Source organism: Aneurinibacillus sp. XH2 (assembly GCF_001439585.2).
Classification (GTDB): Bacteria; Bacillota; Bacilli; order Aneurinibacillales; family Aneurinibacillaceae; genus Aneurinibacillus; species Aneurinibacillus thermoaerophilus.
In genome coordinates, this window is the sequence record NZ_CP014140.1 from 2,754,660 (window position 1) to 2,766,946 (window position 12,287).

Genomic DNA, 12,287 nt, shown 5'->3' on the forward strand with positions numbered 1-12,287 from the left:
TTTTGACATCTTTCGACAAAAAAACAAGGAAAATCCCCCGAACAACGGGGGGAAGAGAAAATATTATTTAAACATGTTAATGGTATTATTTTTGTTTGCCTCTAAAGATTCTAGCAAGCCTTTTTGGGTCATTTTTACCTGTTGCAAGAAATTATCCATTAATGCCTGCACTTCATCACGCGTTTTTTGTTGCTGAGCAAGCAAGTTTTTGAAGGAAACCTCCAACTGCTCCTGCGATTTGTTCACGACATTCAGACTGGCTTTTCCCGGTGTCCACGTGAGCTGCTGAATACGCTTTGCGATTTCATCAAGACGCTGCGCCCATTCTTCAAACGTTTTGCCCAATTGTTCACCGCCAACATTTTTCATGTTATTCTGGTAGCTTACTTTTGCATCTTCGAGGAATTTCTTCATTTCCTCTTCCACCTTTTCAAGGTTCTCTGTTGTCTTCTCCCAAATTTCCTTTTGGCGCTCAAGCGTCTGCAGCATCAAATTTTCCATCTCGCGCTGGTAGGCATATACCATCTTTACGCCGTTCATCCAGCCATCCCACATCGTATCAATCATGCTTGCGCCGCCCTGGTTAGCCGCCTGCACTGCAACAGGCTCTTTTTCTGCTTTTTTGTTGACTGCCATCTCAATTCCTCCTTAAAGAAATGAGTAAAAGAAAAGTGTATATGGTAAGTGCAGCATGCTGCAGTACCGCCGTTATTACTTTTTCTCTTCTTTTTCCGCCTTGTTTTTCTCTTTAGGGGCCAACATGAAGAATTGGGTGTACATATCAAAGAAACGATCCAGCATGGTCTGGTATTGCTCCAGCGAAGCGGCCCACGATTTTAAATACTGTTCACCAGCATCCGTCAGCGAATATACCCGTTTAGCTGGTCCTCCTGCTGACGTGTCCCATTCGGATTTCACCATTTTTTCTTTCTCCAGCTGCCGCAACGTCCGATACACGTTTCCCTGATCAATGGAGGGAAAGCCAAATTTAATCAGTTGCTGAATCAGTTCATAGCCGTGCACGTTCCAACCGCGCAGGCTTAACAGAAGGAACGGAACCATTAAATTCTTGGGCGCACTACTAATCGGCTTTTCTTCTTTGATTTGGGCTCCAGAACGAGCTTTTTCATCACTCGCAGACATGTGCATCACCTACAAATCTGTAAATATCTCTTATATGTAATTTACACCTATAAGAAATTTTTGTCAAACGTTTCCGTTAATTTTTTCATAAAGTTTTTATCATGACTAATAGAATAGGTCATAGAACCTAAACTATAAAATGAAATTTTTCCTTTCAGTTCATAAAACCTTCATAAAATCTTTAAAAAAATATCATAATTTATCGAATGTTTTCATTTGAGTTTCATTACCACCTTTACTATACTTTTACATGAAATGTATTTTTCATACATAAAAATTCCTCCTTTACATACATATAGTGAGGTGGAAAAATTTAATTCCAAAGAGGAGATGAGCAAGTGAGTAATCAAATCCCGTTCGATCTTTTTGCGATGTGGAAAGACTTGTATGACAAAACTGAATCACAATGGAGCAAAATTTTTGATGAATCCATGCGCAAAGAAGACTTCTCCGAATTTATGGGACAGTTTCTCAACATGTACCTTCAATATCAAAACATGGTAAAACAATCCACAGAGAAATACCTGGCGCAGGCTAACATGCCTTCCCGGGAAGACATTTCCAATCTTGCTTCCCTTATCGTCAATCTCGAAGCAAAAATTGACAACCTAGAAGAAATCATTGAGGAAGAGTTATCGCACCAGCTTAATAGTCTCAATATGGCTCGGGAAATTACTCAGGTAAAAAATGAAATGAAAAACCTTGATAAAAAACTAAACCAGGTAATGGATCTGCTGCAAAAACAAGCAAAGTCACCATCCCTTTCTGTTACGAAAGTCGAAGCGAGCAAAGAAACAACATCCAAAGAAAAAACGGAGCAGAAAAAAGAGTAAACGTTCTGTCCGCCCTCTTCTTGATAGGACTGCTCTTTGAATGTGCTTAATCTATTATTTTCTTTAATAAATATGACGTCAGCTAAGGGGTGTTTCATTTATGGTGAACTTAAACGGTAGAGTAGCGATTGTGACAGGTGGCTCCCGTGGGATCGGCGCAGCGATTGCCAAAGAATTGGCGGCGCATGGCGTCAAAGTTGTGATTAACTACAGCAGCAACAGGGAAGCTGCGGACACAACCGTAAAAGAAATCGAGCAAGTCGGTGGCAAAGCGTTTGCCGCACAAGCTGATGTATCCGATACGGTGCAAGCACGTGTTCTTGTGGAAGAAACCATCACCAAATATGGAAAGCTCGATATTCTGATAAATAATGCCGGGATCACCCGTGATCGTACCTTCCGCAAAATCACCGATGAAGATTGGAATAAAGTCATTCAAGTCAATCTTAACAGCGTCTACAATATGACAACGGCTGCTCTCTCTCACATCTTAGAATCTGACGCGGGACGTATTATTAACATCTCCTCTATCATTGGCCAGGCCGGTGGATTTGGTCAAACAAACTACTCTGCGGCTAAAGCTGGCATGATTGGCTTTACCAAATCGCTCGCGCTTGAGCTGGCAAAAACAGGTACCACCGTGAACGCCATCTGCCCCGGATTTATCGACACCGAAATGGTGCAGGCCATTCCGGACGAAATCCGTGCACAAATCGTGGCTAAAATCCCTGTGCGACGTTTCGGTCTTCCAGAGGAAATCGCGCGCGGCGTTATTTACTTGTGCCAAGACGGGGAATATATCACAGGACAACAATTAAACATTAACGGCGGTCTTTACATGTAGTTACATAAAAAGACAAAATATTTCACCAATATTTCGAAGGTTGGAGGGAAGAGGAAACATGGCAACTCCAGTAACAAAAAAAAGTTGGGAAGATTTGCTGGACTCCATGCCCCAGGAGATAAAGCGCACGTACCGCCGCTTTAAAAAAGCGACGGAAGTACTGACGACAGAAGCTGAACCGGAAGTAGGTCTGACTCCAAAGGAAATTATCTGGACAAAAAACAAAGCAAAGCTATACCGCTATCAGCCGGCCATACCCAAAAAACACCGCGTGCCGTTACTGATGATTTATGCACTGATCAATAAGCCATATATTCTTGATTTATCCCCTGGTAACAGCCTTATCGAATACTTGGTAAATCGCGGCTTCGACATCTATCTTATCGATTGGGGCACACCCGCGCTGGAAGATCGTAACATGAAGCTGGACGACTACATCATGGACTACATTCCGCGCGCTGTCCGTAAAGTGCTGAAAACATCTGGAGCTGACGAAATTTCCTTACTCGGTTACTGCATGGGCGGCACGATGACGTCTATTTTCGCTTCACTCCACCCTGATCTGCCGATCCGCAACATTATCTTTATGACGAGTCCGTTTGACTTCGCTGACGCTGGCTTATTTACGCACTGGCTCGATGAAAAATATTTCAATCTGGATAAAATGGTCGATACACTGGGTATCATTCCACCGGAGATGATCGACTTTGGAAATAAAATGTTGAAACCAATCGTAAACTTCTATGGGCCATATGTAAATCTCGTTGACCGGGCGGAAAATGATAATTTCGTTACCGGATGGAAATTAATGCAAAAATGGGTAAATGACGGAATACCATTTCCTGGTGAAGCGTTCCGCCAATGGATTCGTGAATTCTATCAACATAATAAACTGCTAAAAGGCGAATTGTATATCCGGGGACGCAGAGTCGATTTGAGCAATATTAAGGCAAACGTGCTAAACATTGCCGCCGAACGCGATCATATCGCACTTCCACACCAGATTGAAGCTTTAATGCCCGTTATTTCAAGCAAAGACAAAACGTATGTGGTAATGCCTACCGGTCACGTCTCCGTTTGCTTCGGCCGTCAGGCGATCAACAAGACTTATCCGACGATCGGAGACTGGCTGGAACAAAGATCAAAATAAAAAAGGCAACGCAAAAAAAGAGCAGGTTATTTCTGCTCTTTTTTTGCATATAAGAGACAAAGAAATTCAGATGATTTTCCCTGTTATTCTAATTCTAGAAGAAATTTTGATGCTCTACTTTTTCGTCTCCAAATTCAATCCATATCGTTTCTACCCCGTTAACCGCTTCTTCAATGAGACGTTCCACATCCAACGCACGCTCAAATTTTTCCGCCTGCTCCGGTTTTGGTTTCGTCACCGGAGATTTGGGCACAAAAATCGTACAGCAATCTTCATAGGGCAAAATCGATGTTTCATATGTTCCAATTCGTCTCGAAATTGCCATGATCTCTTCCTTATCCATCGCTATCAACGGACGAATAACCGGCGTATGGATCGCGCTATTAATCGTATACATACTCTCCATCGTCTGCGAAGCGACTTGGCCCAGGCTTTCTCCAGTCGCAATCGCCAGCGCTCCGTGCTTCTGCGCCAACCGTTCCGTAATGCGCATCATAAAGCGGCGCATAATCGTAATCATATAATGCTCCGGGCAGTGCTGACGAATCTGGGTTTGAATCTCCGTAAACGGCACGATATGCAATTTCATTCCGCCGCTGTACTGCGATAAAATTCGTGCCAGATCGATCACCTTTTGCTTGGCCCGTTCCGAAGTGAATGGATAGCTGTGAAAATGCACGCCTTCAATGCGTACGCCGCGCTTCATGGTCATCCAGCCCGCTACTGGACTATCAATACCACCAGAAAGCATCAACATCGCTTTTCCACTGCTTCCAGTCGGCAGCCCACCCATACCGCGGATGGTGCGACAAGAAATAAACACCCCCTCGATACGAATTTCCACAACGAGTTCGACTTCCGGATGGTGCACGTCCACTTTTATATTCTCCGTATTGCGCAGGATGTAACTACCCACCAAATGGTTCATCTCCTGGGAACGATACGGAAACTGCTTGTTTGGCCGCTTCACCGTTACTTTAAACGTACGCGGGACTGGTTCTACGTCTCTCAACACTTCCAGTGCCGCTTGCTGGATCGTTTCGAGTTCGAACGTCTTAAGAAAGCGAGTCGGGCTAAACGAATAAATTCCAAATACTTTCTTCAACTTTTCTGCTACCTGCTCATACGGTTCACCGTTTAATGCGAGATATAGCCGACCGTACACCCGCTCAACCTGTACGTTCGGGTGAGCCTGTAAGCTTTTTTTAATGTTGCGGACAAGCTGCGCTTCAAAATCGCCACGGTTACGCTTTTTGAGCGCTAGCTCGCCATAACGGATTAAAATATGTTCATACTGCATGCTTCACACCCTCATTATCTTTGCTAAATTTGGCACAATTTTTTGGATCGCCCGTATGAACACGTCCACTTCCGCTTCCGTATTATCAGGCGAGAAGCTTATGCGCAATGCGCTGCGTGCTCGCTCCTCGTCAATCCCGGCCGCAAGTAATACTCGGGACGGTTTACTGTTCTTAGAAGAACAAGCGGAACGGGTTGATACATAAATTTCTTCCTTCTCAAGTGCGTGCAATACAACCTCCGCCTTTATGCCCGGAAACGAGACATTCACAATATGCGGTGCCGCATAAGCATCGTCCTTGCCTGGGCCATTCAATTTGCAGTACTCAAGCGGCAGAAGGCCATCGATCAAGCGGGCACGCAGCTTTTTCATATGTTCATGGTTTTCCTGGAGCCTCTCATGTTGCATGCGCATCGCTTTAGCCATTGCGACGATACCTGGTACATTTTCTGTGCCGGAACGAAGTCCTCCTTCCTGTCCGCCTCCGATAATAAGCGGAGACAGCATCACGCCGCGTCGAACATACAGAAGACCGCAACCGCGCACCCCATGAAATTTGTGCGCGGACAGCGACAACAGGTCAATGCCCCATTTTCCTGGCATAAGCGGCAACTTACCAAACCCCTGTACCGCATCCACATGAAAATATGTTTTCGGATACGCGGACAAAATTCGACCGATTTCCTCGATCGGTTGCACCGTACCTAGTTCGCTGTTCACATACATTACCGAGACAAGAATCGTATCATCAGAGAGCGCGCGCTGTACATCCTCCGGCCGCACACGCCCTTTATCATCTGTCGGCAAATATGTTACTGAATATCCTAATTCCTCTAACTGTTTACATGTTTCGTACACCGAAGCGTGTTCTATGCTGCTTGTAATAATATGTTTACCGCGCGAACGATGCTGAATCGCTACACCTTTCAACGCGGCATTATTGCTCTCAGTACCACCGGATGTAAATACAATTTCCCCCGGCTGAACACCGAGACAATCCGCAGCGACTTTGCGCGCTTGATCGAGCAATTGCGCCGACTTTCCGCCGAGATGATGGAGCGAAGACGGATTGCCGAAAAATTGGCTTGCCACATCGCCAAACGCTTTTACAACGTCCGGATGAGGAAGAGTTGTTGCGCTATTATCAAAATAGATCATAATTTCCCCTTCTTACCTTTTCTCATAGTATTACCCGCACATATAGAAAAAAGCTCGAATTTTATCATAGCACATTTATTTTTGTTTAGAAAATATAGTTATTGACGAATCTATCCCTTCTCCCTGTGCATTCTTTATTTTTCTTTTTTGCAAACGATTACATTTAAAAAACCTATTTACAAATGAAACCTTGCTTGCTATTATATTTTTCAATAAATTAAAAATTCATAGTCTTCTTTTTCATAATTTTCAACAAAAGATTGCAGAAAAATTCAATATTTTTTCTGAATATTTAAATAAAGGAGAGATTAATATGACTGTAATGGTGAAAGTAGAAAAACTAAAAAAAATGGAAGCAGAAATCGCTCGACTGCAACGTGAATTAAAAGCACTTCAGGAACAACCCATTCAAGGATTCGAACGCTTGGATACCGATGTATTTCTCACCGAAGTATACAACGGCTAACGCATAAATAAAAGGCCGAAACTCATGCAGCGGAAAAGTTTCGGCCCTTTTTGGCATTTATCCTGCGAGCGGAATTTGCGGAATCTTTACCGATGTATACACCATCAAAAGACCGAGCACAATCGCCAGCCCAAAGTAAGCGAGACCGTATATCCAGCGAGTGCGCGGCGACACTTCATAATATTTGTCATCCCGAATCAAGCCCTGCTCCTCTTTATAAGGTTCCACCGTAAGCTCAACTGTCATCTTCACCTGGTCATTTGCGATTTCTGTTTTCACAAGCTGCGCATTATGCACCAGCCCGGACGTATATTCAAACGTTTTCGTTTCTTCAATTCCCGGATAGTCAATCTTCAGCATATCCCGCTTTGCCGCCATATCTCCTACATGTGTAAATGGCAGAGAACGGCAATGCTCGGCTGCCGGAATAAATAACCCTTTCTCATCAAATTGCTGTACCGGAATCCATAAAAATACATACTCTTTCCGCAACCGGGAGCCGTTTCGCTCCTTTTTCCTCTTACGTATATATTTATCGTACAACTCCCAAGCGAATAGTGCCCAGAACAATAGGAAAATAATCGCTTTCAAATACAAAATGATAATAAGTCCGCCAATTAGCCCAAACGCCCAAAGCCAACGGGAAATCGCGGTTACAATTCTCCCTCCATCGAGCGGATGAATCGGAAGCAGATTAATTAAGTTAAGAAAAAAACCGATCATTGCAATAGCATAAAGCACCGGATAACCGGTAACAATCCCCAGAAACAACGCAGCTGCCGCACCAATCGTACCCAGAAGCGGACCACCAAGTGCCACGTACGCTTCCGTTTCCGCGTCTTTTGGCTGCTTTTTCATCGTAATCAACGCCCCCAAAAACGGAATAAAAGCAGGGACGGAAACGGGTAGTTTTTTGCGTTTGGCCGCCCATACATGTCCCATTTCATGAATAAACAGCATAATAACAAGCCCGATCGCAAATGTCCACGGGTAAATCAGCATATAAGCCCCGACTGACAGCGCCATTGTCCAGATGGTTGTTCCGAACTTGCCCATTTTTAATAAGGGAAGCAAAAATTTCAGTTTGCTGCCTAAGAGCGCAAGAAATCCAATCAGTCCCCCCAGCGCACCCCATCCGCGCCTTTTCTTTTTTGTCTCCGCCAATGATTGATTGCCTCCTTACGGTTAAGTCAAGAAATTTTTCTTATTATGTCCATACGCAGGAAAACGCATAAAGTTTCAATATTATAATAATTGGAAAGTCAAAAGGCGCGGAGAAGGAAGAGACGTATTCTTTACTTCCTCTTTTCCTTATGGTAGGCATCGGGTAGGCAACGGCCGTATTTCTTAAGCGACAAAAAGCCGGATTAAGAATCCGGCTGATCTGATCAATACATTAGTAAAATACACGCAAAAACAAAGGCAAAACGACAGCAACAACAGCGAGTCCCATCGCCCATCTTCCAATTCCAGAACCACGCATTGCGGCAATGTATCCGACGATAAAACCGGATATCCCAAGCGCAACTGGCATCATAAAAAAAGCAAGCAGACTCATAATAAGTCCCAGAACGCCCAGTCCTGTTCCACCTGCTTTCTTCCGTTCGCCCGCTTCCAAATCTCCTTGCCGACTTCTCCGCCGTTTAATTATGCGGCGCGACGGAGCCGGCACATGAAATTCACTGGCTACTTCTTCCCGAAACGGGAACAAAATGATGTTATCACGGCGTTTTGTTCTTTTCATGCCCATTCTCATCTCTTTCGCTGGAATATTCGGGCTTATTATGCTTTTTGTTTCGGCTTAAACGTATGACAGCACGTCTCGCTGGAATATTGGGCTACTTCTTGTCGATCTGAAGAAATCCCAATTTCCCCAATTTCTTCCTTATAATTCGTATCTGCGTGACGGTCAATATCAACCATAATGGCTTCAGCCACACAATTATTTCCCTGTCCCCAGTACGTACAGTTTGAAACGCTGCATTTTACACCTTGTGGCATAAAAACCCCCCCTTTTGCTAAATCAAGGGAGAGCCGGCGCGTGAAAGCGAACAGCCCTTCCCTATTACATAGGGTGTGCCCTTCCGCTTCCACGCATGCGTTCATGTTTCTTCCAACTTATCTGCGCCTACTTCGCTTGCTGGTCTAAATACATAAGAGCGATACCTGCCAAAAGTTTGCTTCCGACAGAAAGCATCCGCTCATCAATAGTAAAGCGAGGGTGATGGTGGCCATACGCCGCCTCGTCTCCTTGGATACCCAGGAAAAAATACGCGCCAGGCACCTGCCGCAGATAATAAGAGAAGTCTTCTCCTGCCATGCTCGGAACAGCTGGTCGCACATTTTCTTTCCCCAGCACTGTACATCCCACCTGTTCTACGATATTATTCATTCGCGAGTCATTAACAACAGAAGGATCACCTTCCACATATTCAAACGTTGCCGTCGCGCCAAATGACGCACACACGCCGTTCGCCAAGCGCTCTAAGATCGCTGGAATTTCTTTCTGTACATCCGGGTGGAAATAGCGTACCGTTCCTTGCAGTTGCGCAGTGTCCGGAATTATGTTGTACGTGTCGCCGGCATGAATCTGCCCTACACTCACGACCGCTGGATATAATGGATCAAGAGAACGGCTCACTACCGTCTGTATCTGTGTGACAAGATGAGCCGCAATGACAATCGGATCAACCGTCAGATGCGGCATCGAACCATGTCCGCCTTTCCCCTGAATTTTTATCGTAAAGGAATCGGAACCAGCCATGATCGGGCCAGAGCAGGTACCTAAAAGACCAACCTCTAAATTTTGCCACAAATGCAAACCAAAAATAGCATCTACATCTTCCAAAACGCCGGCTTCCACCAATTCGGATGCTCCGCCAGGTACCACTTCTTCAGCATGCTGAAAAATAAGTTTAATCCGGCCAGCAAACAATAGCTTCGCTTCCGTTAATGCGCGCGCCGCTCCCAATAAAATCGCGGTATGACCGTCATGCCCGCACGCATGCATAATGCCCGGATTTTTCGATGCATATGGAAGTCCCGTCTCTTCCTGAATCGGGAGCGCATCAATATCAGCACGCAATGCTACCGTTTTGCCAGGCGCTGTTCCCTCTATGTAGGTGACGACATCTTTGCCTGTATAAGACCGCACGGCTAACCCCATGCTTTCAAGCTGTTCGCGAATGTACCGCGCCGTTTTTGATTCTTGATGCGACAATTCCGGATATTGATGGAGGTAGCGCCGCACTTCTACTGTCCATGCCGCATGCTTATCCACAAATTTGTTAATCATTTCTTGCTTCGCGCCGTACCCTTTTGCCAATTTGCTGTTCATATAAATTCCCCTCCATCTAACTTTGTAATAATATATACATAGTAGAAGATGGAGGAGATTTTGAAAAGAGAAAATTATAGAACAACTCCTCCGTCCACAGAAAGCACAGCTCCGTTAATATAGGAAGAGTGAGGCGACGCTAGAAACATATAGGCACGCGCGATATCTTCCGGTTCGCCCAGGCGCTGCACCGGTACTTTCGCCCGCATCATTTCTAAGATTTTCCCAGGCACAGCTTCTGTCATTGGCGTTCTAATAAATCCAGGCGCTACTGCATTTACCGTAATGCCTTTTCCGCCTAACTCCTTCGCCCATGTCTTGGTTAACCCGATGATACCCGCTTTTGTTGCCGCGTAATTCGTCTGCCCAATATTACCATATAGGCCAACCACGGATGAAGTATTAATAATGCGCCCGTAGCCGTTCTCAAGCATAAGCGGCACCGCTGCTTTTGTGCATAAATATACTCCAGTCAAGTTAATGGCAATGACTTGCTCCCATTTTTCTTTTGTCAATGTATGCAACATGCTGTCCTGTGTAATTCCCGCGTTATTGATAAGAATATCGAGCCTGCCCGCTTTTTGTTTAACCGCTTCCATCAATGCTTGCACTGATGTCTCATCGGCGACGTTCACCTGAACAAAGTCAATATTCATGCCCGTTTTCCCCAACTCCGCGGCGACTTGTTCACCTTGTTCGCTATTAATATCTGCGATAATAACGTACGCTCCCTGCTCACCGAACAGCTGTGCCGCTTTCTTGCCCAGACCGCCAGCTCCCCCGGTGATAACCACCGATTGCTTCGCAAATTCCATGAAAAGCCCTCCCCGCAAAGGTAGTCTTCTATAGTCTATTCGTCCATAAACGAAATGTGACACATATTGTCAAATTTCCAGTACTGACTTTTTTCACTTAGCTGACAAGCAGGAATTAGCACTTTACCGTCAAAACTATGAACAGGAGGTAATGTGAAAAATGACGACAAAAAACAAAAAAGTAATCGTCATTACCGGAGCTTCCAGCGGCATCGGAAAAGCAACCGCCATCCTGGCCGCTGAATCCGGAATGACGCCCGTGCTGCTGGCCCGCTCCGTAGATACGTTGCGCGCCCTGGCAGACAACCTTCAGCATAGCGCGCCCGATGTCGGCTATTATAGGCTTGATGTAACTAAGGATAGGCAGATTGTCGATATTGTTCAGAAAATCATATGCAGATACGGAAAGATTGACATCTGGGTCAACAACGCAGGCTTCGGCATTTTTGCTCCATTTTCGGAGGCAAAGCTCGAAGACATAGCAAACATGATGGACGTGAATTATCTGGGAACAGTGCGCTGCACAAAAGCGGTGCTTCCCCATATGCTCGGACAAAAATCGGGACATATTATTAATGTAGCTTCCGTAGCCGGAAAATTAGCCACGCCGAAGTCAAGCGGCTACACTGCCAGTAAATTCGCCGTCGTTGGCTTTACGGAAAGCCTACGCCAAGAGCTGAAGGGGAGCGGTGTTTCGATTTCGCTAGTCAACCCCGGTCCGGTGCAAACCCCGTTTTTTGAACGCGCCGACCAAAGCGGAGAATACCGGCGCAGTGTAGAAGCGTTTATGCTACCCCCGGAAACTGTGGCAAAAAGCGTTCTACGCACCATACATAACCGCAAAGCAGAAGCGATAATCCCGCGTTATATGCGCATCGGCGTTATTCTTTTTCACCTGTTTCCGCGCTTTTTCGATCGCGTCATCGCTCCGCGCTTAAACAAAAAATAAGAATGTCTTATGGATATGTTCTCCTTTCTGATTATCGACGAAAAAAATGGACATACTGAAAGTACAGGCTTAGAAAGGAGATGAATGCATCATGGATCGTTTGGCCCTTATTCTTGTTATCATCGGAGCTCTCAACTGGCTGCTTGTAGGTCTCTTCCAATGGGACTTGGTAGCAGGTTTGTTTAACGGTGAAGGTTCTGTTGTAAGCCGTATTGTGTATTCTCTCATTGGTTTGGCAGGGCTGTACTGCATTAGCCTGCTGTTCCGCGAACGCCGCCCGGCGTCATAACGC

The 12,287-nt window shown here is 45.3% G+C and carries 15 protein-coding genes; 6 read left to right on the forward strand and 9 right to left on the reverse strand.

Annotated elements, in window-relative coordinates:
* Positions 1–63: 63 nt before the first annotated feature.
* Positions 64–636 (reverse strand): polyhydroxyalkanoic acid inclusion protein PhaP, encoded by a 573-nt coding sequence (gene phaP, locus ACH33_RS13610; protein WP_057899519.1) that lies wholly within the window; start codon positions 634–636, stop codon positions 64–66.
* Between the two features lie 75 nt (positions 637–711).
* Entirely contained in the window at positions 712–1,143 is a 432-nt protein-coding gene (phaQ, locus tag ACH33_RS13615; protein WP_057899520.1) for a poly-beta-hydroxybutyrate-responsive repressor, read from the reverse strand.
* Positions 1,144–1,481: 338 nt separating this feature from the next.
* Here phaQ and ACH33_RS13620 point away from each other — a divergent pair, with 338 nt between their 5' ends.
* From ACH33_RS13620 to phaC, 3 genes are all read left to right on the forward strand, one after another.
* A complete protein-coding gene (locus ACH33_RS13620) occupies positions 1,482–1,976 on the forward strand; it encodes a poly(R)-hydroxyalkanoic acid synthase subunit PhaE (RefSeq protein ID WP_057899521.1) in 495 nt (164 codons plus the stop codon).
* Positions 1,977–2,076: 100 nt separating this feature from the next.
* On the forward strand, positions 2,077–2,820 hold the full coding sequence (phbB, locus tag ACH33_RS13625) for an acetoacetyl-CoA reductase (protein ID WP_057899522.1): 744 nt from the start codon (positions 2,077–2,079) through the stop codon (positions 2,818–2,820).
* A gap of 58 nt (positions 2,821–2,878) precedes the next feature.
* Positions 2,879–3,970: a class III poly(R)-hydroxyalkanoic acid synthase subunit PhaC gene (phaC, locus tag ACH33_RS13630; protein ID WP_057899523.1), complete on the forward strand. Its 1,092-nt coding sequence runs from the start codon at positions 2,879–2,881 to the stop codon at positions 3,968–3,970.
* 94 nt (positions 3,971–4,064) lie between these two features.
* Here the strand turns inward: phaC and thiI are convergent, their stop codons facing one another.
* Entirely contained in the window at positions 4,065–5,270 is a 1,206-nt protein-coding gene (gene thiI / locus ACH33_RS13635; RefSeq protein WP_057899524.1) for a tRNA uracil 4-sulfurtransferase ThiI, read from the reverse strand.
* 3 nt (positions 5,271–5,273) lie between these two features.
* Entirely contained in the window at positions 5,274–6,428 is a 1,155-nt protein-coding gene (locus tag ACH33_RS13640; protein ID WP_057899525.1) for a cysteine desulfurase family protein, read from the reverse strand.
* 313 nt (positions 6,429–6,741) lie between these two features.
* On the opposite strand from ACH33_RS13640, the gene ACH33_RS19435 reads away from it, so the two are divergent.
* A complete protein-coding gene (locus tag ACH33_RS19435; protein ID WP_156424079.1) occupies positions 6,742–6,894 on the forward strand; it encodes a hypothetical protein in 153 nt (50 codons plus the stop codon).
* A 57-nt stretch (positions 6,895–6,951) separates the two neighbouring features.
* Here ACH33_RS19435 and ACH33_RS13645 read toward each other — a convergent pair whose 3' ends face one another.
* From ACH33_RS13645 to fabG, 5 genes are all read right to left on the reverse strand, one after another.
* Positions 6,952–8,058: a site-2 protease family protein gene (locus ACH33_RS13645; RefSeq protein WP_057899526.1), complete on the reverse strand. Its 1,107-nt coding sequence runs from the start codon at positions 8,056–8,058 to the stop codon at positions 6,952–6,954.
* A 232-nt stretch (positions 8,059–8,290) separates the two neighbouring features.
* Positions 8,291–8,638: a DUF4190 domain-containing protein gene (locus ACH33_RS13650; RefSeq protein ID WP_139184921.1), complete on the reverse strand. Its 348-nt coding sequence runs from the start codon at positions 8,636–8,638 to the stop codon at positions 8,291–8,293.
* Between the two features lie 38 nt (positions 8,639–8,676).
* Entirely contained in the window at positions 8,677–8,895 is a 219-nt protein-coding gene (locus ACH33_RS13655) for a DUF1540 domain-containing protein (RefSeq protein ID WP_057899528.1), read from the reverse strand.
* 127 nt (positions 8,896–9,022) lie between these two features.
* Positions 9,023–10,231, reverse strand: a complete 1,209-nt coding sequence (locus ACH33_RS13660; RefSeq protein ID WP_236781891.1) for a M20 metallopeptidase family protein — start codon at positions 10,229–10,231, stop codon at positions 9,023–9,025.
* A 74-nt stretch (positions 10,232–10,305) separates the two neighbouring features.
* The gene (fabG, locus tag ACH33_RS13665) at positions 10,306–11,046 is read right to left on the reverse strand and encodes a 3-oxoacyl-ACP reductase FabG (RefSeq protein WP_057899529.1); all 741 of its coding nucleotides are present in this window, start codon (positions 11,044–11,046) and stop codon (positions 10,306–10,308) included.
* 160 nt (positions 11,047–11,206) lie between these two features.
* Here fabG and ACH33_RS13670 point away from each other — a divergent pair, with 160 nt between their 5' ends.
* Positions 11,207–11,995: an SDR family oxidoreductase gene (locus tag ACH33_RS13670; RefSeq protein ID WP_057899530.1), complete on the forward strand. Its 789-nt coding sequence runs from the start codon at positions 11,207–11,209 to the stop codon at positions 11,993–11,995.
* Positions 11,996–12,086: 91 nt separating this feature from the next.
* Complete coding sequence (locus ACH33_RS13675; RefSeq protein WP_057899531.1) at positions 12,087–12,284, forward strand: DUF378 domain-containing protein; 198 nt, start codon at positions 12,087–12,089, stop codon at positions 12,282–12,284.
* Positions 12,285–12,287 lie beyond the last annotated feature (3 nt).